Annotated in this window: 21 protein-coding genes, 1 tRNA gene and 1 pseudogene; 5 read left to right on the top strand and 18 right to left on the bottom strand. The window is 68.7% G+C overall.

Features of this window, described 5'->3' with window-relative positions; all coding sequences use genetic code 11:
- Positions 1–49 precede the first annotated feature (49 nt).
- The 4 genes from J7I98_RS12905 to J7I98_RS12890 are packed head-to-tail and all read right to left on the bottom strand — an operon-like array spanning position 50 to position 4691.
- Positions 50–1459: a GH1 family beta-glucosidase gene (locus tag J7I98_RS12905; protein WP_214920796.1), complete on the bottom strand. Its 1410-nt coding sequence runs from the start codon at positions 1457–1459 to the stop codon at positions 50–52.
- Positions 1460–1495: 36 nt separating this feature from the next.
- Complete coding sequence (locus J7I98_RS12900) at positions 1496–2344, bottom strand: carbohydrate ABC transporter permease (protein ID WP_214920795.1); 849 nt, start codon at positions 2342–2344, stop codon at positions 1496–1498.
- A complete protein-coding gene (locus tag J7I98_RS12895; protein ID WP_214920794.1) occupies positions 2341–3357 on the bottom strand; it encodes a carbohydrate ABC transporter permease in 1017 nt (338 codons plus the stop codon). Before J7I98_RS12895 ends, J7I98_RS12900 begins: the two co-directional genes overlap by 4 nt.
- Entirely contained in the window at positions 3357–4691 is a 1335-nt protein-coding gene (locus J7I98_RS12890; protein WP_214920793.1) for an extracellular solute-binding protein, read from the bottom strand. Before J7I98_RS12890 ends, J7I98_RS12895 begins: the two co-directional genes overlap by 1 nt.
- A gap of 259 nt (positions 4692–4950) precedes the next feature.
- Here J7I98_RS12890 and J7I98_RS12885 point away from each other — a divergent pair, with 259 nt between their 5' ends.
- Both J7I98_RS12885 and J7I98_RS12880 read left to right on the top strand, forming a co-directional pair.
- Positions 4951–6006 carry a LacI family DNA-binding transcriptional regulator gene (locus J7I98_RS12885; RefSeq protein ID WP_214920792.1) on the top strand — a complete coding sequence of 352 codons (1056 nt, stop codon included), beginning with the start codon at positions 4951–4953 and terminating at the stop codon, positions 6004–6006.
- 65 nt (positions 6007–6071) lie between these two features.
- Positions 6072–6215: pseudogene (locus J7I98_RS12880) on the top strand (IS5/IS1182 family transposase); the annotation flags it as partial.
- 70 nt (positions 6216–6285) lie between these two features.
- Here J7I98_RS12880 and J7I98_RS12875 read toward each other — a convergent pair.
- The 5 genes from J7I98_RS12875 to J7I98_RS12855 all read right to left on the bottom strand — a co-directional run bounded on the left by J7I98_RS12875 (position 6286) and on the right by J7I98_RS12855 (position 9607).
- A complete protein-coding gene (locus J7I98_RS12875) occupies positions 6286–6579 on the bottom strand; it encodes a hypothetical protein (RefSeq protein WP_214920791.1) in 294 nt (97 codons plus the stop codon).
- 374 nt (positions 6580–6953) lie between these two features.
- Positions 6954–7026 (bottom strand) — tRNA-His (locus tag J7I98_RS12870).
- Positions 7027–7116: 90 nt separating this feature from the next.
- Positions 7117–7719, bottom strand: coding sequence for an oligoribonuclease (gene orn / locus J7I98_RS12865; protein WP_214920790.1), 603 nt, complete (start codon positions 7717–7719; stop codon positions 7117–7119).
- Between the two features lie 5 nt (positions 7720–7724).
- Positions 7725–8945, bottom strand: a complete 1221-nt coding sequence (locus tag J7I98_RS12860) for a helix-turn-helix domain-containing protein (RefSeq protein ID WP_214920789.1) — start codon at positions 8943–8945, stop codon at positions 7725–7727.
- A 368-nt stretch (positions 8946–9313) separates the two neighbouring features.
- Entirely contained in the window at positions 9314–9607 is a 294-nt protein-coding gene (locus J7I98_RS12855; RefSeq protein ID WP_214920788.1) for a hypothetical protein, read from the bottom strand.
- A 334-nt stretch (positions 9608–9941) separates the two neighbouring features.
- Here J7I98_RS12855 and J7I98_RS12850 point away from each other — a divergent pair, with 334 nt between their 5' ends.
- Entirely contained in the window at positions 9942–10463 is a 522-nt protein-coding gene (locus tag J7I98_RS12850; protein WP_214920812.1) for a universal stress protein, read from the top strand.
- 147 nt (positions 10464–10610) lie between these two features.
- Entirely contained in the window at positions 10611–11183 is a 573-nt protein-coding gene (locus tag J7I98_RS12845) for an acetate uptake transporter (protein WP_214920787.1), read from the top strand.
- Between the two features lie 144 nt (positions 11184–11327).
- Here J7I98_RS12845 and glmS read toward each other — a convergent pair whose 3' ends face one another.
- From glmS to J7I98_RS12830, 3 genes are all read right to left on the bottom strand, one after another.
- Positions 11328–13145: a glutamine--fructose-6-phosphate transaminase (isomerizing) gene (gene glmS, locus J7I98_RS12840; RefSeq protein WP_214920786.1), complete on the bottom strand. Its 1818-nt coding sequence runs from the start codon at positions 13143–13145 to the stop codon at positions 11328–11330.
- A 40-nt stretch (positions 13146–13185) separates the two neighbouring features.
- Entirely contained in the window at positions 13186–13470 is a 285-nt protein-coding gene (locus tag J7I98_RS12835) for a hypothetical protein (RefSeq protein WP_214920785.1), read from the bottom strand.
- 76 nt (positions 13471–13546) lie between these two features.
- Positions 13547–14416, bottom strand: coding sequence for a DUF4429 domain-containing protein (locus J7I98_RS12830; RefSeq protein ID WP_214920784.1), 870 nt, complete (start codon positions 14414–14416; stop codon positions 13547–13549).
- A 96-nt stretch (positions 14417–14512) separates the two neighbouring features.
- Here J7I98_RS12830 and J7I98_RS12825 point away from each other — a divergent pair, with 96 nt between their 5' ends.
- On the top strand, positions 14513–16198 hold the full coding sequence (locus J7I98_RS12825) for a beta-N-acetylhexosaminidase (RefSeq protein ID WP_214920783.1): 1686 nt from the start codon (positions 14513–14515) through the stop codon (positions 16196–16198).
- Between the two features lie 63 nt (positions 16199–16261).
- Here the strand turns inward: J7I98_RS12825 and J7I98_RS12820 are convergent, their stop codons facing one another.
- From J7I98_RS12820 to J7I98_RS12795, 6 genes are all read right to left on the bottom strand, one after another.
- Complete coding sequence (locus J7I98_RS12820; RefSeq protein ID WP_214920782.1) at positions 16262–18034, bottom strand: IucA/IucC family siderophore biosynthesis protein; 1773 nt, start codon at positions 18032–18034, stop codon at positions 16262–16264.
- Complete coding sequence (locus J7I98_RS12815; RefSeq protein WP_214920781.1) at positions 18031–18576, bottom strand: GNAT family N-acetyltransferase; 546 nt, start codon at positions 18574–18576, stop codon at positions 18031–18033. The genes J7I98_RS12820 and J7I98_RS12815 overlap by 4 nt, the downstream gene beginning before the upstream one ends.
- Positions 18573–19838 carry a lysine N(6)-hydroxylase/L-ornithine N(5)-oxygenase family protein gene (locus tag J7I98_RS12810; protein WP_214920780.1) on the bottom strand — a complete coding sequence of 422 codons (1266 nt, stop codon included), beginning with the start codon at positions 19836–19838 and terminating at the stop codon, positions 18573–18575. The genes J7I98_RS12815 and J7I98_RS12810 overlap by 4 nt, the downstream gene beginning before the upstream one ends.
- Positions 19822–21288 carry an aspartate aminotransferase family protein gene (locus J7I98_RS12805; protein WP_214920779.1) on the bottom strand — a complete coding sequence of 489 codons (1467 nt, stop codon included), beginning with the start codon at positions 21286–21288 and terminating at the stop codon, positions 19822–19824. Before J7I98_RS12805 ends, J7I98_RS12810 begins: the two co-directional genes overlap by 17 nt.
- A 162-nt stretch (positions 21289–21450) precedes the next feature.
- On the bottom strand, positions 21451–22326 hold the full coding sequence (locus J7I98_RS12800) for a siderophore-interacting protein (protein ID WP_214920778.1): 876 nt from the start codon (positions 22324–22326) through the stop codon (positions 21451–21453).
- A gap of 44 nt (positions 22327–22370) precedes the next feature.
- Positions 22371–23396, bottom strand: coding sequence for an ABC transporter substrate-binding protein (locus J7I98_RS12795; protein WP_214920777.1), 1026 nt, complete (start codon positions 23394–23396; stop codon positions 22371–22373).
- Positions 23397–23471: the final 75 nt, after the last annotated feature.

The following is a 23471-nucleotide window of genomic DNA, read 5'->3' as shown; positions in this document are numbered from 1 at the left end:
GTGACGCCGTGCGGGTCGTGACCGTCGCCGCCCGGCGACTGCCTCGTGGTCAGCCCACCGGCGCCTCCGGCAGTTCGCCCGTCCGAGCCACCTTCCCGTACCACCCCGCACTCGACTTCGGCGTACGTGCCTGAGTCTCGTAATCCACGTACACCGCGCCGAAACGCTTGCTGTAGCCGTATGCCCACTCGAAGTTGTCCATCAGGGACCACAGGAAGTAGCCGCGTACGTCCGCCCCGTCCGCGATCGCCCGGTGCACCGCTGCCAGGTGGCCGTGCAGGTAGCGGATGCGGTCCGGGTCGTGGACCGAGCCGTCGGGGGTCGGTTTGTCGTCGTACGCCGCGCCGTTTTCGGTGATCATCAGCGTGGTGCCGGGGGATTCATGGGCGTACCGCATCAGCAGGTCGTACAGCCCTGTCGGGTCGACGGACCAGTCCATTGCCGTCAGTTCGCCCGGCGGCTGGTGGAAGGTGACGGACTCCGAGCCCGGCCAGGGGGAGTGGTCGCTGGCGCCGTGGCCGTCCCGGCGTGAGCCCTCACCGGCTGCGGCCGCCGAAACCACCGTCGGGGCGTAGTAGTTGATGCCCAGGACGTCGAGCCGCTGACCCGCCGTCGCCGTATCGCCCTCCCGTACGAACGACCAGTCCGTCAAGTGCGCGGTGTCGGTCAGAAGGTCCGCCGGGTACTCGCCCGTCAGCATCGGGCCGGTGAAGACGCGGTTCGCCAGCGCGTCGATACGGCGTGCCGCGTCCACATCGCCCGGCGACTGCGTCAGCGGCCGTACCGCGCTCGGGTTGAGGGCGACCCCGATCCGCGCACGGCCCGGCAGCGCGGCGCGCAGCGCCCGGGTGGCGAGGCCGTGGCCCAGGTTGAGGTGGTGAGCGGCGCGCAGGGCGGCCACCGGGTCGGTGCGTCCCGGGGCGTGCACCCCGGACCCGTACCCCAGAAAGGCGCTGCACCAGGGCTCGTTGAGGGTGGTCCACAGTTCGACGCGGTCGCGCAGGGCGTCGGCGACCAGGCCCGCGTACTCGGCGAAGTGGTACGCCGTGTCGCGCGCCGGCCAACCGCCCGCGTCTTCCAGTTCCTGCGGCAGGTCCCAGTGGTAGAGCGTCAGGCTGGGCTGGATGCCCGCCGCGAGCAGCTCGTCGGTCAGCGCTCGGTAGAAGTCCAGGCCGCGCTGGACGGCCGGGCCCCGGCCGGTCGGCTGCACGCGCGGCCAGGAGACGGAGAAGCGGTACGCCGTCAGGCCCAGGTCGGCCATCATCCGTACGTCGTCACGCATGCGGTGGTAGTGGTCGACGGCCACGTCGCCGGTGTCACCGCCGAGCACCTTGCCCGGCGTATGACTGAAGGTGTCCCAGATCGACGGCGTACGGCCGTCCTCCTGTGCCGCGCCCTCGATCTGGTACGCGGCAGTGGCGGCGCCCCACAGGAAGCCGGGCGGAAAGCTCTCAGGCATGGATGTGCTCCCGGTGTAAGAAGGAGGGGACGCAGGTCAGCCCTTGACCGCGCCCTGCATGATTCCGCCCACGATCTGCCTGCCGAAGATCACGAAGGCGAGCAGCAGCGGGAGCGTGCCGAGCAGCGCGCCGGCCATGATGACCGACTGGTCGGGGACGAAGCCCTGACCGAGGTTGGCGAGTGCCACCTGCACGGTCGGGTTGTCCTGGGTCAGCGCGATGATCGGCCAGAAGAAGTCGTTCCAGGCGGCCACGAAGGTCAGCATCCCGAGTACCGCCATCGCGGGCCTGGCGGCCGGGAAGACGATGTGCCAGATGATCCGCAGACTGCTCGCGCCGTCCACCCTGGCCGCCTCGACCAGTTCGCTGGGCAGCGCCTGCACCAGGTACTGGCGCATGAAGAAGACCCCGAAGGCGCTGACCAGGGTGGGCAGGATGACGGCCTGGAGCTGGTCGGTCCACTCCAGCTCGGCAACGGTCATGAACAGAGGTACGACGCTCAGCTGAGGCGGCACCATCATCGTGGCGACGACGAGCAGCATCAGCAGATTCTTGAAGCGGAAGCGCAGCTTGGCGAAGGCGAAACCGGCAAGCGTCGAGAAGAGGACGGTCCCCAGCGCGATCGTCCCGGCCACCACCGCCGTATTGAGCAGCGCGAGGCCCATGTTGGCGTCGGTCCAGGCGGTCTGGAGATTCTTGAAGAGGTTCCCGCCGAACCAGAACGGTGGCGGCGTCTGGGACAGCCGGGTGTTGTTGCGGGAGGCCGCGATCGCCGTCCAGACGAGGGGGAACAGTGACCCGAGGGTGAAGACGGTCAGCACGGCGTAGGTGAGGGGACCGCCGTGCAGATGGCGCCCGGCGCGAGCACGCAGGAGTTTCGTCATTGGCTCTTCCTCAGACGGCGGGCGACCAGCAGATTGATGCCCGCGACGATAAGGAGAATCAGGAACATCGCCCACGCGATCGCGGAGGCCCGGCCGAGATGGAAGTTGAACCACCCCTGCTCGTACAGATAGAGCCCCAGCGTCTGGAACTGGTGCGACGCCCCGCCCTTCTGCCCGCTCGCCCCGCCGAACAGCAGCGGCTCACCGAACAACTGCGTCGCGCCGATCGTGGAGACGACGACCGTGAAGAGGATCGTCGGCCGCAGCGACGGGACAGTCACATGGATGAACTGCTGCCACCGCGTCGCCCCGTCCAGCGCCGCCGACTCGTACAGATCGTTCGGTACGGCCTGCATCGCGGCCAGATAGATCAGCGCGTTGTATCCGGTCCACCGCCAGATCACGATGGTCGAGACCGCGACCTGTGACGACAAGGTCCCGCTCTGCCAGTCGACCTTCCCCAACCCCACCGCATCCAGCGCCCAGTTGATCATCCCGTAGTCGCGTCCGAAGAGCAGGACGAAGACGAGGGTCGCGGCCGCCACCGAGGTGGCGTACGGGGTGAGGATCGCGACCCGGAAGAAACCCGAGGCGCGCAGCCGGTAGTTGAGCAGATGCGCGATCCCCAGCGCCATCAGCAACTGCGGCACCGTCGAGATGACCCCGATGGTGAAGGTGTTGCGCAGCGCATTCCAGAAGAACTCGTCCTCCAGCAGACGCGTGTAATTCCGCAGGCCCACCCACTGCATGTCGTTCGGCGCGGCCAGCGACACGCGGTGCAGCGACGACCAGCCCGTATAGAGGAGCGGGAAGACCCCGAAGGCGGCGAAGAAGACGAAGAAGGGCGCGACGAAGGCGTACGGGCTGTACTTGATGTCCCAGCGGTAGCGCCTGCTCCGCCACACCCGGCGACGGTCGCCGCCCCCCGGCCGCTCGACCGCTGCTGGGTGTGGCCCGGCCGCGGCCGCGTCCCCCGTGGCGGAGGACGCAGCCTGATCGGTGTACGGACGCATCAGCCGTCCACCGCGTTGTCGATCTCCTTCAGGGCCGCCTTCCAGCCCTGCTCGGGGCTCTTGCCCTGCTGTTCCACCTGGAGGATGCCGACATCACCGAATGCGGTGCCGATCTGCTGGTCCTTCGGTCCGATCACCAGCGTCGGGATGCCCTTGGCGGCCTCGGCGAAGAGCCGCCCGGTCGGGGCGTCACCGAAGTAGGGGTTCTTGGCGCCCGAGACGACCGGCATGTCGTACGCCGACGGGGTGGAGGGGAAGCTCGCCTGCTTGTCGAAGAGCTTCGCCTGCTGTTCGGGTGCGGTCAGCCAGGCCGCGAGCTTGATCGCCTCGGCCTTGTTCTTGGCCGACTTGGGTACGCCGATGAACGAGCCGCCCCAGTTTGCGGGCTTCGGGGCCGCCGCGACGTCCCACTTGTCCTCGCCGTCCTTGCCCGCCTTCTCCTTGATGTAACCGAGCATCCACGGCGGGCAGGAGACGGTGGCGAAGGTTCCGTTGGCGTACGCCTGGTCCCAGGCCTTGTCGAACTGCTTGAGCCTGCCGGTCAGTCCGCCCTCGGCCGCCTGCATCGCCAGGTCCCAGGCCGTCTTCACGGCCGGGCTGTCCTTGTGGATCAGCTTGCCGTCGCTGTCGTAGAAACGCTCCGCATAGCCGTTGTTGACGGCGGCGAAGAGACCGGCGGCCGAGTCGGTGAAGGTGGTTCCCTTGGGGGCCTTCGCCTTGTAGTCCTTGCCGGTGTCGACGTACTTCTGCCAGTCGCCTGCCCACAGCTTGCCGACGGCCTCACGGTCCGTCGGCAGCCCGGCCTTCTGGAAGAGGTCCTTCCGGTAACACATGCCCATCGGCCCGATGTCCGTACCGAGCGCGACCGTTCGCCCGTCCTTGGTGGACGCCTGTGCCCATTTCCAGTCCAGCCACTTCGACTTGTCGACGCCGGGCGCCTTGGACAGGTCCTCGAACTTGTCGGCCTGGGTGGTGGCGATCTCGTTGATGTTCCCGACCTCTATGGCCTGGATGTCCTGGAGGCCGCTGTTGGCGGCGAGGTGCGTCAGCAGCTCGGGGTAGTACGTGTCGACCCGCTCGGTCACGTCCTCCTTGATGAGGACGTCCGGGTGCAGCTTCATGTACGCGTCGTAGAGCCCCGCCTGCTTGTAGCCGAAGACGCCGAAGGTCCCGATCTGGATGACCGTTCTGCCTTTGCCGTCCTTTTTGCCGCCTCCGGAGCCGCTGCCACCCTCGTCGCTGTCCTCGGCGCAGCCGCCCAGCAGGCCTGCACCGAGCGCGACGACGGCGGCGACGGTCACCGCCCGACGAGCTGTTCGGGTGCTGTTTCGCATTGCGTCCTCCTTGAGCCCTGACGTGCCGACCCCCCGGCCAACTGCGTTGGTGCACCCGTGAGTTGACTCTGCTGTCCGGGCGGGGAACGTGCGGGATGTGTATGGGTCAGGTACTGTGGGAGCGCTCCCATGTGTGATGTGTTGAAGGTTCGCGGCTCCCTGCGGGGGTGTCAAGGCACCGGACGGCGAGATTTGTGGTCCGAGACCGCTATGAGATATTGCGCAGCGCCGGACGGCGCACAGTGTGGGGAGGTCGGACATGGTGACTCGCGGAATCCGGGGCCGGAGCGGCGGGCGGCCGACTCTTGAAGAAGTGGCGGCACGCGCCGGTGTCGGCCGGGGCACCGTCTCCCGGGTCGTCAACGGCTCCCCCCGCGTCAGCGACGAGACCCGCGCCGCCGTCGAGGCGGCCGTCGACGAGCTGGGATACGTACCGAACCGCGCGGCCAGGGCCCTCGCAGCCAACCGCACCGACGCCATCGCGCTCGTCGTCCCCGAGGTCGAGTCCCGCTTCTTCGCCGAGCCGTACTTCTCCGATATCGTCAGGGGCGTAAGCGCCGCGCTCGACAGCACCGAGATGCAGCTGCTGCTGACCATCGTCGGCAACGACCGCGAGCGCAGCCGCCTGGCCAACTACCTGGCCGGCCACCGCGTCGACGGTGTCCTGCTCGTCTCCGTACGCGCGGACGATCCGCTGCCCGAACTCCTGGTCCAGCTCGGCATCCCGGCCGTCATCAGCGGCCGCCGCTCCGAACACGAGCCGCTGGCCTGCGTCGACGCGGACAATGTGACGGGCGCGCGCGGCGCTGTGACGCACCTCATATCCCGCGGCCGCCGCACGATAGCGACCATCACGGGGCGGCTGGAGGTGTACGGCGCCCAGTGCCGCCTCGACGGCTACCGCCAGGCCCTGGCCGAGGCGGGCCTCGACGCCGACGAGCGGCTGATCGCCCCCGCCGACTTCACCGAGGAGGGCGGCCGCCGCGCCATGACAGAACTGCTCGAACGCCATCCGCACCTGGACGCCGTTTTCGCCGCGTCGGACGTGATGGCTGCGGGCGCCCGCCAGGTCCTGCGCGAGCACGGCCGCAATGTTCCCGGGGATGTGGCGCTGGTCGGATTCGACGACTCGCCCATTGCCCGCCATATGGACCCGCCGCTGACCAGTGTCCGCGTGCCGATCGAGGAGATGGGCCGCGAGATGACCCGCGTCCTGCTGGAGGAGATCGCCGACCACCGCCCGGAGAGCCCCCGCAGGGCGGCCCCGCGCCAGGTCGTGTTCCCGACGGAGCTGGTGACCCGTACGTCGTCGTAAGGCGCCGTAACACGAAGCGAGCCCCTGACCTGTTTCCAGGTCAGGGGCTCGGATCGATCGGGTCGAGGCGTTTCCGGGCCCGCGTCGAGCACGTCTTCGCACGCATGAAGTGCTCGAAGATCCTGCGCGACTGCCGCCTCAGGGGAGAGAGCGTGCACCACGCCATGCCCGGAATCACCCGCCTGCACGACCTCAACCTCGTCGGATAGGGGGCGTGGCCGGAACAGCCACCGGCCACGCCCCCATCCACCCACTCAAAGATCATTCACGGGACAGGTCTTAGAAGGCGCTGTTGTCGCAGCCCATGCTCGAACCGAGGTGGGTGTCCTGTGCGCCCGGGTGGCCCTCGCCGTTGAGCGCGCTGCCCAGCGCGCCGTTGAGGATGCCGACCTGGCCGAGGACGTCGACGTTCAGGTCGTGCGACTTGCACTCGGAGCTCTGCTTGATGTTGAAGTGGTCGCCGCCCTTGTGGTGGCCGTGCCCATGGCCGCCGGCGTGGGCAGTGCCGGCACTCACGAGTCCGACGCTGGCGAGGGCAGCAACCAGGACGGCAGCCTTGCGAAACTTGCGCATGTCATCTCCGGTGGAGCGAGGTGGGTGCGATCCGTGATGGATCGACTTCGTACAGTTACGGGAGGTTAGTATGAAATACCCTCAAAACACCTGCGACGCGCCGGAATTTCGTGATCTTGCTGCGGAGGCATCCTTGGTCCTGCCTTCCAAGCGTGGGTCTGAGCCCGTCCGACGCGGAACGCCACCGTCACGCCGCGGTGGTCGTCGCGACCCTTGCGTCGGCGAACCCTTCGTGCTTCGCGCCCTCGGGCGGGGCAGCGTCGTGCAGACGAAACGACTGGCTTGGGGCGCCTCTGTGTTCCCGCTGTGTTCCCAAAGTTGGGAACACGAAAAAGGTCTGACCTGTTTTCACAGGTCAGACCTTTTTCGTTCAGGGTGAGTGACGGGACTTGAACCCGCGGCCACCTGGACCACAACCAGGTGCTCTACCAACTGAGCTACACCCACCGTGGCCGGTCGTTTCCGACCGGCTGAGGAAAAGTGTACAGGGTCCCGGCGGGTGCTCGCTCCCGGGTTTAGCCCGGCCTCACCGTGTGCCTATTCCGCAGGCCGGGCGTACTTCGCGGCGATTTTCTTCGCCGTTTCGGAGTCGGGCCCGGGCTGCGGCACGAAGACCGCCTCCCGGTAGTAGCGCAGCTCGGTGATGGAGTCGCGGATGTCGGCGAGCGCCCGGTGGTTGCCGTTTTTCGGCGGGCTGTTGAAGTACGCCCTCGGATACCAGCGGCGGGCCAGCTCCTTGATGGACGACACATCGACGATCCGGTAGTGGAGATAGGCCTCCAGCTTCGACATGTCGCGCAGCAGGAAACCACGGTCGGTGCCGACCGAGTTGCCGCACAGCGGCGCCTTGCCGGGCTCCTTGACGTGTCGGCGCACGTACTCCATGACCTGCTCCTCGGCGTCGGCGAGCGTCGTACCGCCCGCCAGCTCGTCGAGGAGGCCCGAGGCGGTGTGCATCTGCCGCACCACCTCGGGCATGGTCACCAGGGCCGCGTCCGGCGGGCGGATCACGATGTCCACCCCTTCGCCGAGCACGTTCAGCTCCGAGTCGGTGACCAGTGCGGCCACCTCGATAAGTGCGTCGTCCGTCAGCGAGAGCCCGGTCATCTCGCAGTCGATCCACACCATGCGGTCGTTCATGTGTCTCACCCTACGGGGCGTTCCCGCTGGCCGGGCAGGGTCGGACGGCCCGGGGTGTAGACATCGGAGCTGGGTTTGCCGGGATCCTGCGCCGTCGACGAGGTCGCCGCGGGTCCCGCGGGCATGCTGGCGGCCGCCGCGCGCCTGGCCTGCTGCGGCACCGGGTCTTGGGCCTGGCCGGCCCCGGACGGGACCGACTGGATCTCGCTCTGCGGGCGCCGGGCCCGGTAGGCGGCCCGGTACGCGGCGGGCGATGAGCCCAGCTGGCGCCGGAAATGCCCGCGCAGCGCGACCGGCGAGCGGAAGCCGCAGCGGCCCGCGACCTCGTCGACCGAATAGTCGGACGTTTCCAGGAGCCGCTGCGCCTGGAGCACCCGCTGAGTGATCAGCCACTGCAGGGGAGCGCTCCCGGTGAGCGACCGGAAACGCCGGTCGAAGGTGCGGCGGCTCATATAGGCGCGCGCGGCGAGGGTCTCCACGTCGAACTGCTCGTGGAGGTGCTCCAGCGCCCAGGCGACGACCTCGGCCAGCGGGTCGGCGCCGATCTCCTCCGGTAAAGACCTGTCGAGATAGCGCTCCTGCCCGCCACTGCGACGCGGCGGCACGACGAGCCTGCGGGCCAGAGCGCCTGCGGCCTCGGTGCCGTGGTCCGTACGCACGATGTGCAGGCACAGATCGATTCCGGCCGCCGTGCCTGCCGACGTCAGTACGTCGCCGTCGTCGACGAAGAGCTCGCGCGGATCGACGTGCACCGACGGATAGCGCTTGGCGAGCGTCGGTGCGTACATCCAGTGCGTCGTCGCGGGTCGCCCGTCGAGCAGCCCCGCGGCAGCCAGCACGAACGCGCCGGTGCACAGCCCGACGATGCGGGCGCCCTCCTCGTGCGCCCGGCGCAGTGCGTCGAGCGCTTCCGGCGGTGGCGGCGAGGTGATGGACCGCCACGCCGGTACGACGACGGTGCCCGCTCTGCTCATCGCCTCCAGGCCGTAGGGGGCGGTCAGTTCCAGCCCTCCGGTGGTGCGAAGCGGTCCGTCCTCGCCGGCGCACACCAGTAGCCGGTAACGGGGCACTCCTGCGTCCTGCCGGTCAATGCCGAACACAGAGAGCGGGATGGAGCTCTCGAAAATGGGGCCGCCGCTGAAGAGCAGCACTGCGACGATCTCCCGGCGGCGGCGTCCGGAGAGCTTCCGTGCGGCCTCCGGTACGGCAGTGGAGTCCTGGCTCATGACGCTAAGCCCCCCTCGGTGTTCGCGTCCTCTCGGTCCTGCACGTTTCCCCTCGGTCCTGCATGATTCCCCCGCCGTATATACCCATGATCGAATCTACTGTGTCCCGTGGTGTCGGCGTGACAAGTTCGTCATCCGGCACTATGTCGACATGGCAACTTGGCGTGAAGCATTCGATCACGAAGCGTTCCACTCAAGGGCCTTGCAGGGAAGTACGCCTCTGGCACATGGCCCGTCCCCGTAGGGTGCGTGCGCCGGATGCGGTCCTTTCATGCCTGGTGGCACCAGGGTTGGGGACCCATTCCGCCAAGGGTTGGGTCAGGCCGTGAAGTTGGCTGAAAAGATACGGGCTCGTACGTGCGAGACCGTCATTCTCCCGGCGCACTTCTCCCGGCGTGCCGACCGCCCCGGTGCGCCCCCGCTCCCGCTGTCGCCCGGGCTGCCGCCCCGGCCGCCGCTTCCCTGGCCGCGGCGCGCTCGGACCGGCGCAGCAGGACCCGGCAGGCCATGGTCACGGTGGCCAGCCCCACGGCGGCCGCGGCCGCCCCGCCGAATGATGTCCCGTACATGACGAGCACGACAGGTACCAGCGCACAGCAGAACGCCGCCCAGCGGATCACGTCGCCGGCCGCGTCGGTGGAGTCGGTCGGGGTGCTGGGCACGGCGGGTCCCTTTCGTACGCGGGTGGGCGCGTAGCTAACGGGCGGAAGGTGTCAGGAGTCACTCCGTGCCGGTCTGTGGGGTGCCCGGGGTGTCAGGGGTGCGTCAGGGGACGTCTGTAAGGGGCAACCGCCATTGCCTTACGGGCCGGGCTCGTGCATGCTCCCTGGAACGCCGCGTGAGGGACGGCGGGCTCTGGGCAGGAGAGGAGTGTCGCCGTACCCTTGGGGGTATGGGCTTGGGAAGATGATTCCCGGACACAGGCTCCATCGCTCGTTGCCACTGTTTCCCAATAAAAGCGACCCCTCCCCAGAGGACTTCTTCGCCGAGACACCCATGGCCGGTCACGAAACCCCCGAACCCGCGGACCGCAAGCAGGTCGCCGATCCCATGGACGACCTCCGCGCGGTGGAACAAACACGTCATTCGTGCGATCCCGCTTTCCAGCACGGTGTCGTCGTCGGCTTCGACGGCTCGACATCGAGTGAGCGGGCGCTTTCGTACGCCATCGGCATGGCGGTGCGGTCGGGCTCAGGCCTGATCATCGTCCACGTGGCCAACAGACTGCCGACCACCGTGTGGGCGGGATGTGAACCGCCGGTGTTCGTCGACGTACCGGATCATCGCACCGAGGTGCTCGGCCTGGAGCTCGCCTGCGCGGACTACCTCGCCGAAGTGCCGTGGATCCTCGTCGAGCGCGGCGGCGACATCTGCCACGAGCTGGAGGAGGTCGGCCAGGAGTACTCGGCCGACGCGATCGTGGTCGGGTCGACGCACGGCATCGTGGGGCGCATCTTCGGCTCGGTGGCCGGGCGGCTCGCACGGCGCGCGCAGCGCCCCGTCATTGTGATTCCGTAGCCCCAACTCCCCCTGGTCCCCGGTGGGATGGCTGCAATCCGCGCTTGACAGTCGACAAATCTACCCGTGCGTAGAGGTGGATTGTGCGCTTGTGAAGGGTAGACAAGGATCACTGGGACAGCACACCGTGCATGAAGGGAGCCCGCCGTGGACAATGGCGTCTCTGCGGGAAGTACCACCTCGATCCTCGGACACCTCGCACTCGGACTGACTCTGCTGGCATTCGGCATCGGACACACCGGTGTCATCGACGGCGTGACAGCGGCCGACGCCGTCTCGCTCGCACTCTTCGTCGGCGGCATGGCGCTCTTCGTGGCCGGGCTCTTCGAATTCCGCGCGGGCAGCGCGTTCGCCGGTACGGCCTTCGCCGGGCTCGGCGCCTTCTGGTTCACCTGGGGCATGGGCGCGGGTGAGCCCAACGTCTCCACCGACGCCACGGGCCTCTTCCTGCTGCTGTGGGCGCTGCTGGCGCTCAGCCTCACGCTGGGGGCGTCTGGCAGCGGAATGCTGGAGCGGGGCATGTACGGGCTCCTGTTCCTCTCCCTCCTGCTCCTCGGCGTCGCGCAGTTCGCCGAAGCCGACGCACTGACGAAGGCCGGCGGCTGGGTGGCCGCGCTCGGCGGCCTCGCCGCTTGGTACGGGGCCACGGCCGCGCTGGCCAAGTGGCCCACCGCACTGCCGCACCGCGCTGCCGGTCGGGGGGTGACGGCCACCGGCTGACAGCAGCCATATGTCGGCGTGGGGGTCCCTCCCATGCCCTTGAGGCCATGGGGGAGGGCTACGCCGACAGGCAAGAGGGCGGTCCCGTCGTGCGCAGGTGGCGCGCACGACGGGACCGCCCCTTTTGCTACGGGCGTACGGGAATTACTCGACCGTCACCGACTTGGCGAGGTTGCGCGGCTTGTCGATGTCGCGACCCATGGCCAACGCCGTGTGGTATGCGAGGAGTTGGAGCGGAATGCCCATCAGAATCGGGTCCAGCTCGGTCTCGTTCTTCGGCACCACAATGGTGTGGTCGGCCTTTTCCTGCTCGCGGTGCGCGACCGCCAGGATCCGGCCGCTGCGCGCCTTGATCTCCTCCAGCGCCGCGCGGTTCTTCTCCAGCAGATCGTCGTCGGGGACGATCGCGACCGTCGGCAGCGCGGGCTCGATCAGCGCGAGCGGGCCGTGCTTGAGCTCGGAGGCCGGGTACGCCTCGGCGTGGATGTACGAGATCTCCTTCAGCTTGAGGGAGGCCTCAAGCGCCACCGGGTAGCCGCGCACACGGCCGATGAACATCATCGACTGGGCGCCGGCGTACTCCTCGGCCAGCTTCTTGATCTCGTCCTCGCCCTCCAGGATCTCGGCGATCTGGCCGGGCAGCTTCCGCAGGCCCGCGATGAGCCGCTTGCCGTCCGAGACCGACAGGTCGCGGATACGGCCCAGGTGCAGCGCGAGCAGCGCGAAGGCGACCACCGTGTTGGTGAAGCACTTGGTGGAGACGACACAGACCTCGGGCCCGGCGTGCACGTACATGCCGCCGTCGGCCTCACGGGCGATCGCCGAGCCGACGACATTGACCACGCCGAGGACGCGCGCGCCCTTGCGCTTGAGCTCCTGCACGGCCGCCAGGACGTCGTACGTCTCACCGGACTGGGAGACCGCGACATAGAGGGTGTCGGGGTCCACGACCGGGTTGCGGTAGCGGAACTCGGACGCGGGCTCCGCGTCGGCGGGGATGCGGGCCAGCTCCTCGATCAGCTGGGCGCCGATCATGCCCGCGTGGTACGAGGTGCCGCAGCCGAGGATCTTCACCCGGCGGATGCCGCGCGCCTCGCGGGCGTCGAGGTTCAGGCCACCGAGGTGCACGGTGGAGAAGCGGTCGTCGATGCGGCCGCGCAGCACGCGGTCCACGGCGTCGGCCTGCTCGGAGATCTCCTTGTGCATGTACGTGTCGTGGCCGCCCATGTCGTACGACTCGGCCTCCCACTCCACGGTGGTCGGCGTGGCCGTCGTACGCGAGCCCTCGGTGGTGTACGTACGGAAGTCGTCGGCCTTGAGGGTGGCCATCTCGCCGTCTTCGAGGGTGACGACCTGGCGGGTGTGGGAGACGAGCGCCGCGATGTCGGAGGCGACGAACATCTCCTTCTCGCCGATGCCGAGGACGACCGGCGAGCCGTTGCGGGCGACGACGATGCGGTCGGAGAAGTCGGCGTGCATGACGGCGATGCCGTACGTGCCCTCGACGTGGCGCAGCGCCTCGCGGACCTTCTCCTCCAGCGACTCGGCCTGGGAGCGGGCCACGAGGTGGACGAGCACCTCGGTGTCGGTCTCGGAGAGGAACTCGACGCCGTCGGCGACCAGCTTGGCGCGCAGCTCGGAGGCGTTGTCGATGATGCCGTTGTGCACGACGGCGACGTTGTTCTCGGCGTTCAGGTGCGGGTGGGCGTTCTCGTCGCTCGGGGCGCCGTGGGTGGCCCAGCGGGTGTGGGCGATGCCGGTGGTGCCGGTGAAGCGCTTGGGGACGCGGGCCTCCAGGTCGCGGACGCGGCCCTTTGCCTTGACCATCTTCAGGCCGCTGGCCTTCGGGCTGTTGATCACGACGCCCGCCGAGTCGTACCCCCGGTACTCCAGCCGCTGGAGGCCTTCCAGCAGCAGCGGAGCAACGTCACGCTTGCCGATATAACCGACAATCCCGCACATAAAGTCTCTACCCCTCAGTCGTTGTGTGTGCTCGGCCGCGTCAGCCGTAGACGATGCGGCGCAGCTGGCGGAGCGAGAGCTCCGGCGGCGCCACGGCGCGGTGCGGCAGCTCGGCCGCGATCCGCTCGAAGATCGCCTCGTTCACCTGGCCGCCGGACTGCATTTCGCGGTGGCGGCGGCGGACGAATTCCTCGGTCGTCTCGTCGAAGTACGCCAGTACGTCGAGCACCACCCGGGCGGCCTCACCGCGCGGTAGCGCGGTGCTGCGGACCAGGTGGTCAATGAGGTCGTCGTGCGACGAGCTGGACGTTCGGCGTTCGAGCACCCGTTGATAGTGCTGGGTCGCCAAGGGTTTCGCAAGAATCCTGCCCGGAATCGGGCAGAAATCGCCATGATCGCGATCAGAGGCGCTTCAGGACGGCCTGCTTGGCGGTGGTGAACTCCTCGTCCGTGAGGATTCCGGCCCGGTGCAGCTCGCCGAGCTCGCGCAGCCTGCGCAGCAGTACGTCGTGATCGTCCCCGGCGGCCGGCGCGGGCGCCGCGGGAGCCGGGGCCTCGGGCGCGCGCGGCGCCCGCGGGTGCGGCAGCCGGGCCACGACAGCCGCCGCGACCAGGGCCATCAGCGGGTCCTTCTTGAACCCCCACAGGTCGACGGCGTGCGGGTCGTACTTGGGCGGGGCCTTGGTCGAGGCGTTCGCCACGACGAAGCGGAGGTAGCCGTTCTCCAGGCCGATCGCGGGCAGCCACTGCACCGCCGTCACATCGGCGAGCGCGATCGTGCGGACACCGCCCGACGACTTCGACTCCTCGGTCTTCCAGTTCCACTCCAGCCGGATCCGCTCGCCGTCGAAGGTGACGGTGGCGTCACCCGCGCCCACCGTCATCGGCACGGCGGGCCCCGGCAGCAGATAGCTGTCGACCGGCCCGGTGCCCACCTGCTCGATCAGCAGCGCGTTGCGCACCTCGTCGACGAAGTACTCGGCGACCCCGGTGCGGTCGTTCTCCACGGTCAGCCGGTACGGGTCGGAACCGTCCTCCAGCTTTCCGCCGGTGATCTGGAGCAGCGGGTCGGCGCCGTCGCGCAGCCGCAGCCGCAGCCTCCCCGACTTCTTGCCGGGCTCGTGGAAGACTCCCGCCAATGCACCCAGCGGTACGGCGATTTCGCCGAGGTGCTTCCTCAGCAGGCTCACCCCCTTGTCGCTGCCGGGCACGATCCGGACCGTGTCCCCGTCGAAGGTCCACGTCCCGTCTTTCTGGATGACTTCGGCCATGCGGGGGATTCTCCCATCCGCTCGCGGGGGAAACCTCATGTCCGACCGCGGAGAAGTGGTCTACACCTTGACCCCGAAGTGAGGCGCGCGATACCCATGGTGACCGTTCGTCTGCACAACACCACAGTTGCGAAGCCCCGCCGAAGGGACCCGCCCGTGAGTCAACGCAGAACGCTTCCTCTCTTGTTGGCACCGCTGCTGCTCGTCGTCGCAGCCGGTGCCACGAGTTTCGCGGCCGCCCCCGCCGCCACTCAACGTGCTGCAGAGGCCAGACCGTTGGGCCAAGTGATTCCGGCGCCCGCATCCGTCTCCGAGGGCGGGCCTTCGTACACCCTCACGAGGCGGACGCGGATCAAGGTCGAAGCCGGCTCGCCCGAGGCGCGGCAGATCGGCACCTACCTGGCGGACATCCTGCGCCCCTCCACCGGGTACGCCCTACCCGTCTCCGAATGGAACGATTGGGATGAATGGGATGGGCGGGGCGGCATCCGGCTGCGGCTCGGTTCCGGGGCCGACTCCCTCGGCGACGAGGGCTACACGCTGGAGTCCGGCCAGGACGGCGTCACCATCACCGCCCCCAAGCCCGCCGGCCTCTTCCACGGCGTGCAGACGCTGCGTCAGCTGCTGCCGGCGGCGGTCGAGAAGGACACCGTGCAGGACGGGCCGTGGACGGTCGCGGGCGGCACCATCACGGACGCGCCGCGCTACGGCTACCGGGGCGCGATGCTCGACGTGTCGCGGCACTTCTTCACCGTCGCGCAGGTCAAGCGCTATATCGACCAAATGGCCCTGTACAAGGTCAACAAGCTGCACCTGCACCTCTCCGACGACCAGGGCTGGCGTATCGCCATAGACTCCTGGGCCCGGCTGGCGACGTACGGCGGCTCGACACAGGTCGGCGGCGGCCCCGGCGGCTACTACACCAAGGCCGACTACCAGGAGATCCTGGAGTACGCCGCCTCCCGCCACCTGGAGGTCGTCCCCGAGATCGACCTGCCGGGACACACCAACGCGGCGCTCGCCTCGTACGCCCAGCTGAACTGCAACGGCGTCGCGCCGCCCCTCTACACGGGGACGAACGTCGGCTTCAGCTCGCTGTGCGTGCCCAAGGCCGTCACGTACGACTTCGTGGACGACGTGGTGCGTGAGATCGCCGAGATGACACCCGGCAAGTACATCCACATCGGCGGCGACGAGGCGCACTCCACCTCGCACGACGACTACGTCGCCTTCATGGACAAGGCACAGTCCGTCGTCGGCAAGTACGGCAAGACGGTGATGGGCTGGCACCAGCTGACGGGCGCCAAGCCGGTCAAGGGCGCCGTCGCCCAGTACTGGGGCCTCGACAAGACGCCCGCGGCGGAGAAGGCGCAGGTCGCCAAGGCCGCCAAAAACGGGGCCAGGCTGGTGCTGTCGCCGGCCGACCGGGCGTACCTCGACATGAAGTACGACAAGAGCACGCCGCTCGGGCTCTCCTGGGCGGGGTATGTGGAGGTGGACCGCTCGTACGACTGGAACCCGCAGACGTACCTGCCGGGTGCGCCGGCCGAGTCCGTCCTGGGCGTCGAGGCGCCGATGTGGTCGGAGACCGTCTCGACCAACGACCACATCGAATTCATGGCGTTCCCGAGGCTGCCGGGGATCGCCGAGATCGGCTGGTCGCCCGCGTCGACGCACGACTGGAGCAAGTACAAGGTGCGGCTCGCGGCGCAGGGGCCGCGGTTCTCCGCGCTGGGGATCGACTACCACCGGTCGTCGAAGGTGCCCTGGCCTGAGGAGTAGAGATGGTGCGGCGGGCGTCCGTGAGGGCCTTGGACACGGGCGCCCGCCCGCTGTTCGTCCCGGTCAGGCGCGTGCGTGGCGCGCGATCGGGTTGTCGAGCGTGCCGATGAGCTGGAGCGCTCCCGACGGGTCCTGAAGGTCGACCATCTGCTTGTTGTTGCGCAGCTGGAGCCGGTTCAGGCAGGACAGCGCGAACGCGTCCGTGAAGAGGTCGTACTGCTGGAACTTGTCCGCGAGCTCCGGCACCGAGTCCTGGTACGCGGTGACGCACTCGGCGACCGTCCGCCAGAACGCGTCCTCGTCCAGGACGCCCTCCGTGGCGAGCGTCGCGCCCAGGAAGCGGAAGAAGCAGTCGAAGACATCGGTGAACACCGACAGCAGCTTCATGTCCTCGGGCACCTCGGCGCGGACCCGCTCGACCGTCGGCGGAAGGACCGCGTCCGGGTCCATTACGCAGATCTCCTCGGCGATGTCCTTGAAGATCGCGCGCTGGACGATGCCGTCCTCGACGACCAGGATCACGTTCTCGCCGTGCGGCATGAACACCAGGTCGTACGCGTAGAAGCAGTGCAGCACCGGCAGCAGGTAGGCGTCCAGGTAGCGGCGCAGCCACTCGGTGGGTGCCAGGCCGGACTCCTCGACCAGCGCGCCCGCGAACGACGCGCCCTCGTGGTCGACGTGGAGCAGCGAGGCCATGGTGGCGAGCCGCTCGCCGCCCGTCAGGGACTGCACCGGGCTCTCCCGCCACAGCGCGGCGAGCATCTTGCGGTACGGCGAGTACCGGTCGGTGGCGGCCTCGTACTCCAGGTGGCGGTAGCCGACCGCAGCCCGCTCGCGGATGATCGAGAAGCGGGCCGCCTTCAGGACGCCGTCGCTGTCGATCAGGTTGGCCAGCCAGTCGTTGATGGCGGGCGTGGCCTCCATGTAGGCGGCCGAAAGTCCGCGCATGAAGCCCATGTTGATGACGGACAGCGCCGTCTTGACGTAGTGCTTGGCCGGGTCGCTCGTATTGAAGAACGTACGGATCGACTGCTGGGCCAGGTAGGCGTCGTCGCCCTCGCCCAGGAAGACCAGCCGCTGCTGGGCGACCTCGGCGGCGAAGGTGACGGACAGCTTGTTCCACCACTGCCAGGGGTGGGCGGGGACGAGGAGGTAGTCGGCCAGGTCCAGGCCCTGCTCGGCCAGGGTGCGGGCGAAGCCGTCGACGGCCGCGTCACCGAGCTCGGCGCGGATGAACGTCTCGTACTCGATCCCGGTGCCGGCTGTGAAGGTGGTGCGGTCGCGGCGGGCCGCCAGCCAGATCAGCCGGATCTCGCTCGCCGCCTCGGGGGCGTACGCACGGTACTCGTCCACGCCGAAGCCGAGCCGGCCGTTGTTGGCGACGAAACAGGGATGGCCCTCGGTCATCCCCGTCTCGACGGCCTGGAAGTCGCTGCGGGCGAGCTCGGCGGCGCGGACGGCGGGCTTGGTCGCCTTGTAGGCCGTACCGGCGAGGGTGGAGGAGATCTCCTCCAGGTAGACCGGCAGGATCTCGTCGCTCAGGCTCAGCGCGCCGCGCAGTTCGATGATGAACTCCAGGGCGTCGAGCGGGAGCTGCTCGCTGCCCCGGTGGCGGGTGATCGACTCCGGGAACACCTGCCAGTGGTCCAGGGCGAACCGGCGGGCCGTGAAGCGGTACTCGGTCGCGGAGTCGTCGCTGCGGACGCTGAACCGGTCGTCGCCGAGGTTCTGCGGGGTGATCAGGCGCTCATGGGCGAACTCGGAGAGGCCCTTGCGGATCAGCTGCCGGTTGGCGGCCGCCCAGCGCTCGGGCGTGAGGTGCGACACGGGGTTCACTTGGCCACCCCCACGGCTGCCGCTGCCTCGAACTGCGCGCGGGTGCAGAAGCTCAGCAGCGCGTCCTTCTCGGGCTTGGCGATCTCGCGGGCGGGGACAAAGCCGACGGCCTCGTTGAGGGCGTGCACGGCGGTGTTGCGTATGTCCGGCTCGACGACGATCCGCTCGGTCGCCGGGTCGGCGAACAGCGTCTCCATGACGGCGGTGATCACGGCGCGGGTGAAGCCGTGGACGGGCGTGTCGGTCGGCGCGACCAGGAAGTGCATGCCCACGTCGCCGGGCTCGGCGTCGTACAGCCCGACCAGCTCGACCTTCGACGGGTCGTAGCGCTCCATGAGGAAGGCGGGGGTGCCGTCGTGCAGCCCGATGAAGGCGTCGTGGTGCTCGGCCGCCGATATCGCCATGTACTCGCGCTCGACGTCGGGCAGCGAGGCCTCCTGCATCATCCAGAAGGCGGCCTTGGGGTGGGTGACCCAGCCGTGCACCAGCTCGGCGTCGGCGAAGGGGTCGAGGGGACGGACCGTGAACGGCGTGTTGCTCATATGGCGAACTCCTGGAAAGCGATGGCCTTTTCGACCGGGTAGTACTCGGAGCCCAGCAGCTCGCCGATGATGTACGCGTTGCGGTACGCGCCCATGCCCAGGTCGGGGGAGGTGATGCTGTGGGTGTGCACGGCGGCGTTCTGCAGGAAGATCTCGCTGCCCGACGTGTCGATGCTGTAGTTGCGGGCGACGTCGTAGCGGCCCTGGCCGTCCCAGCGGATCCGGTCCTTCACGCCCTCCAGGAAGGCGGGGGTGCGGTAGCGGTAGCCGGTCGCCAGGATCAGGCCCTCGGTGCTCAGCTCGAAGTCCTTCTCCTGCTCGTCCTGGTGCAGGCCCAGGGTGTACGTCGCGCTGTCGGCGTCGTAACTCGCCGTGTCGAGCGAGGAGTTGGTGATGAGCCGGGCGGGGATCGGGCCCTTGAGGTTCTTCTGGTAGAGCAGGTCGAAGATGGCGTCGATCAGCTCCGAGTCGATGCCCTTGAAGAGGTTCTTCTGCTGCGACTCCAGCCGGTAGCGGGTGGCCTCCGGGAGGGCGTGGAAGTAGTCGACGTACTCCGGGGAGGTCATCTCCAGCGTGAGCTTGGTGTACTCCAGCGGGAAGAAGCGCGGCGAGCGGGTGACCCAGTTGAGCCGGTAGCCGTGCACGTCGATCTCGGCGAGCAGGTCGTAGAAGATCTCCGCGGCGCTCTGTCCGCTGCCGACCAGGGTGATGGACTTCTTGGCCTGGAGCGCCTCTTTGCTGTCCACGTAGCGGGAATTGTGGATGAGGTCACCGCCGAGGTCCTGGCAGGCGTCCGGGATGTACGGCGGCGTGCCGGTGCCCAGGACGATGCGGCGGGCGCGGTAGGTGGTGTCCTGGGTGGTGACGACGTACAGCTCGGCCTCGCCGTCGTACGCGACCGAGGCGACCGTCTGGTTGAAGCGGATGCTGCTGAGCTTCGCGGCGGCCCAGCGGCAGTAGTCGTTGTACTCGGTCCGCAGCGGGTAGAAGTTCTCCCGGATGTAGAAGGAGTACAGCCGCCCGGATTCCTTCAGGTAGTTGAGGAAGGAGTACGGCGACGTGGGGTCGGCCATGGTGACCAGGTCCGACATGAAAGGCGTCTGGAGGTGGGCGCCTTCGAGGAACATCCCCGAGTGCCACTCGAAGTTCGGCTTGGTTTCGAGGAAGAGGCCTTCGAGCTCGTCGATCGGCTCGGTCAGGCAGGCGAGCCCGAGGTTGAACGGACCGAGACCGATACCGATGAAATCAAGAGGCGTGGACAAGGGACTCTCCCAGGTACTGCTCGGCGTGGCCGGCGATGAGGTCGAGGACGGCCGCGATGTCGCTGAGCGTCGTCTCGGGATTGAGAAGGGTGAACTTGAGGTAGTGCTTGCCGCCGACGGTCGTCCCGGCCACCACGGCGTCGCCGGACGCGAACAGCGCCTTGCGGGCGTACAGATTGGCGCGGTCGATCACCGCGGGGCTGGTGACGTCGGACGGTATGTAGCGGAAGACGAGGGTGGAGAGGCTGGGCTGGGTGACGACGTCGTAGCGCGGGTCGCCGGCGAGCAGCTTCCAGCCGTCGGCGGCCAGGTCGCAGACCTCGTCGAAGAGCTCGCCGACGCCGTCCGCGCCCATGGTGCGCAGCGTCATCCAGAGCTTGAGCGCGTCGAAGCGGCGGGTCGTCTGGAGGGACTTGTCGACCTGGTTGGGGATGCGCTCCTCGGCCATCCGGCGCGGGTTCAGGTAGTCGGCGTGGTACGTCGCATGGCGCAGGGTGGCTCCGTCGCGCACCAGCAGGGCGCTCGAACTCACCGGCTGGAAGAAGGACTTGTGGTAGTCCACGGTGACCGAGTCGGCGCGCTCGATGCCGTCGAGGAGGTGGCGGCGGGTACGGGAGGCCAGCAGGCCGCATCCGTATGCGGCGTCGACGTGCAGCCAGGCGCCGTATCCCTCGCAGAGGGCGGCGATCTCGGTCAGCGGGTCGATGGAGCCGAAGTCGGTGGTGCCGGCGGTGGCGACGACGGCCATGGGGATCAGGCCCTCGTCGACGCAGCGCGCCAGCTCGCGGGCGAGCGCCACGGTCTGCATGCGCTTGTCGCGGTCGCACGGGACGGTGACGACGGAGTCGGGGCCCAGGCCGAGGAGTTTCGCGGACTTCTGGACGCTGAAGTGGCCGCACTCGGAGGCGAAGATCCGCAGCTTCGAGGTGTCCGACGGGTCCGCGGACTTGGCCTCCTCGCGGGCGAGGAGCAGCGCCTGGAGGTTGGACTGGGAGCCGCCGCTGGTGAACACGCCGTCGGCCGCTCCGCCGTCCGCGGCGGTGGTGAAGCCGATGCGGCCCGCGGTCCAGTCGACGAGGCGGCGCTCGATGAGGGTGGCGCCCGCGCTCTGGTCCCAGGTGTCGAGGGAGGAGTTGACGGCGGAGAGCACGGCCTCGGCGGTGACGGCGGGGATGACTACCGGGCAGTTGAGGTGGGCCAGGTAGCGCGGGTGGTGGAAGTAGACGGCGTCGCGGAGGTAGACGGATTCGAGCTCGTCCAGGGCGGCGGCGGAGTCGCCCAGCGGCTGGTCGAGGTCGATCGAGTCGAACCTGGGGGCGAGCTCGTCCGGGGTGATGCCGGTGAACGGCCGGTCGGTCGCGGCGATTTGGTCCGCCACCCGCTCGACCGCTGCGGTGGCGGTCCGGCGATACCGCGCGGCGGTCTTGTCGTTGAGCAGGTGTGAGCGCATGAACTGTCCTCCCGGGTACGGGATTCGTCGCGCCCTCAGGACAGGAGAGGGGGGCGAGGGCCCGACGTGTTTAGGTTAGGTTAGCCTAACCTAAGTTCACATCGCAACGAACCCTCGCCCCCCAGGGGCCAACTCGGGTTACCCGGGTAACACGGGTACTGCTCAGGCGTCTTCGTCCTGGGACTCGGTCCCGGCCCGCTCGCGCAGCTGCTCCTCGCTCAGCCCGCGGCGCCAGTAGCCCACGAACGTCACGCGCCTGCGGTCGAACCGGCGCTCCTGGACGAGATGGCGGCGCAGCGCCCGTACGCACGACGACTCACCCGCGATCCAGGCGTACGGCGTGCCTTCGGGCAGCTCGGCGGCAGGCACCGCGCGCACCGCGTCGACGGCGGAGGGCGCGCCCTCGTCCCGTACCAGCCAGGTGATCTCCGCGTCGGCCGCCGTGGTCAACTCCAGGCGGTCGCCGGGGTGCTGGACCTCGATCCACACCTTGGCCTTCGTGCCGGCCGGAAGCCACTCCAATGCGGCGGCAGCCGCGGGCAACGCCGTCTCGTCGGCCCACATCAGGACCCAGTCGGTGTCCTCGGGCGGGCGGAAACGTACGGCGGTGTTGTCCTCCAGCGCGGGACCGAGCACCACGACCCGGTCACCCGGACTCGCCTGCTGCGCCCAGCGGCAGGCCGGGCCGCCGTCCTCATGGAGTGCGAAGTCGATGTCGACCTCGGTCGTCCCGTCGTCGGCACGGCGCTGGCCGCGCACGGTGTACGAGCGCATGACGGCCCGTACGTCGTCGGGCAGCGCGCGGTACGCCGCGAACCAGTCCGGGGCCGTCTCCGGCGGCAGCACCGGCTCCGCCTGGCCGGGGTGCGGCAGGAAGAGGGAGCAGCTCTGGTCCCGGCCGCCGGAGGCGAAGCCCCGCAGGGCCTCGCCTCCGAAGACCACCCTGACCAGGGAGGGGCTCAGCCGCTGGGTCCGCACGACCGTCAGGCCGAAGAAGCGGAACGGGGCGGTTACGGGTTCGGCGGCTGTCGCAGTCATGCGTGACCTCCTGGCCGTGCTGCTTTTGGAGTTGGTGGGACGGGTCAGGCGACCTTCTTGGCCTTCTCGATGGCCTCGGCGAGGTCCTCGAGGATCGGCGCGCACTTGTCGTAGGAGTAGATCGGCTCCGTGGTGCGCGGGATGACCTGACCGGCCTTGACGGCGGGCAGGCGGGTCCAGGTCGGCTTGTCCTTGATGTCGGCCGGCTGGAGGACCGCGGTCCGGTTGTCCATCATGATGATGTCGGCCGGGTACTTGTCGACGTTCTCCCAGCTGAGGCTCTCGAAGAAGCCGGCCGCGTCCACCTTCGGCTCGACGAACTTCACGCCCAGCTCCTGGAAGTAGAGCGTGTCGGCGGACATCTTCGCGAGGGAGACATAGAAGAGGTCGGGGCTCGCGGAGCCGATCATGACCTTGACCTTCGGGTTGGCCTTGGCGGCCTGACGCAGGCGCTCGGCGGCCTTCTCGAAGCGGGTCTTGGCCTCGGTGACCTTCTTGGTCCTGACGTCGGCACCGAGCGACTCGGCGAGGTCGGCGTGGCGCTGGATCGCCTTGGGGACGGTGGTCTCGGCGGCCCACAGGGCGACGGTCGGAGCGCCGACATCGAGGATCTTCTTGGTGGACGCCTCGGGGACGTACCAGAGCTTGTCCTTCTCCCACATCGCCGTGACCAGCACGTCGGGCTGGAGGGCGACGTACGCCTCGACGTTGAACTTGTCGTAGGCGTTGCCGAGGATCTTGACCTTGTTCACATCGAGGTCGCCGGCCTGGACGTCGGCCTTGCCGTCAGCGGTCTTGGTCGGGCCGAAAACACCCTTGACCTCGACGCCGAAGTCGTGGAGCGCGGCCGCGGTGCCGGTGAACGCGACGATGTTCTTGGGCGTGGTCTTGGCCTTCACCGTCTTGCCGCGGTCGTCCTTGAAGGACCAGGGACCGGTCTTCCCGGCGGCCTTCTCCTCGCTTTTCGCGGCGGTGTTGCCGCAGGCGGTGAGCGCGGCGCCGACGCCGATGGCGCCGCCGACGGCGAGCAGGCCGCGGCGGGAGAGGTGGGAAGCTCGGGCGTGAGGCATGACGGTGTCTGCTTTCGTACGTGCGGCTGGGTCCACCGGGGGACGAGTTCGAGGGTAGGTTAGCCTAACCTCACG

The sequence above is a fragment of the Streptomyces sp. ISL-98 genome (assembly GCF_018614055.1).
Taxonomy (GTDB): domain Bacteria; phylum Actinomycetota; class Actinomycetes; order Streptomycetales; family Streptomycetaceae; genus Streptomyces; species Streptomyces spiramyceticus.
This window is presented reverse-complemented; position numbering and strand designations above follow the sequence as displayed.

Bases quoted from the DNA above. Each gene is read 5' to 3' on its own strand.
- orn (WP_214920790.1), bottom strand. From the start codon at position 7,719: ATGAACGACCGCATGGTGTGGATCGACTGCGAGATGACCGGGCTCTCG.
- J7I98_RS12900 (WP_214920795.1), bottom strand. From the start codon at position 2,344: ATGACGAAACTCCTGCGTGCTCGCGCCGGGCGCCATCTGCACGGCGGT.
- J7I98_RS12895 (WP_214920794.1), bottom strand. From the start codon at position 3,357: ATGCGTCCGTACACCGATCAGGCTGCGTCCTCCGCCACGGGGGACGCG.
- J7I98_RS12830 (WP_214920784.1), bottom strand. From the start codon at position 14,416: ATGGCCGAAGTCATCCAGAAAGACGGGACGTGGACCTTCGACGGGGAC.
- J7I98_RS12905 (WP_214920796.1), bottom strand. From the start codon at position 1,459: ATGCCTGAGAGCTTTCCGCCCGGCTTCCTGTGGGGCGCCGCCACTGCC.
- J7I98_RS12800 (WP_214920778.1), bottom strand. From the start codon at position 22,326: ATGACTGCGACAGCCGCCGAACCCGTAACCGCCCCGTTCCGCTTCTTC.
- J7I98_RS12890 (WP_214920793.1), bottom strand. From the start codon at position 4,691: ATGCGAAACAGCACCCGAACAGCTCGTCGGGCGGTGACCGTCGCCGCC.
- J7I98_RS12805 (WP_214920779.1), bottom strand. From the start codon at position 21,288: ATGCGCTCACACCTGCTCAACGACAAGACCGCCGCGCGGTATCGCCGG.
- J7I98_RS12795 (WP_214920777.1), bottom strand. From the start codon at position 23,396: ATGCCTCACGCCCGAGCTTCCCACCTCTCCCGCCGCGGCCTGCTCGCC.
- J7I98_RS12825 (WP_214920783.1), top strand. From the start codon at position 14,513: ATGGTGACCGTTCGTCTGCACAACACCACAGTTGCGAAGCCCCGCCGA.
- glmS (WP_214920786.1), bottom strand. From the start codon at position 13,145: ATGTGCGGGATTGTCGGTTATATCGGCAAGCGTGACGTTGCTCCGCTG.
- J7I98_RS12885 (WP_214920792.1), top strand. From the start codon at position 4,951: ATGGTGACTCGCGGAATCCGGGGCCGGAGCGGCGGGCGGCCGACTCTT.
- J7I98_RS12850 (WP_214920812.1), top strand. From the start codon at position 9,942: ATGGCCGGTCACGAAACCCCCGAACCCGCGGACCGCAAGCAGGTCGCC.
- J7I98_RS12860 (WP_214920789.1), bottom strand. From the start codon at position 8,945: ATGAGCCAGGACTCCACTGCCGTACCGGAGGCCGCACGGAAGCTCTCC.
- J7I98_RS12815 (WP_214920781.1), bottom strand. From the start codon at position 18,576: ATGAGCAACACGCCGTTCACGGTCCGTCCCCTCGACCCCTTCGCCGAC.
- J7I98_RS12875 (WP_214920791.1), bottom strand. From the start codon at position 6,579: ATGCGCAAGTTTCGCAAGGCTGCCGTCCTGGTTGCTGCCCTCGCCAGC.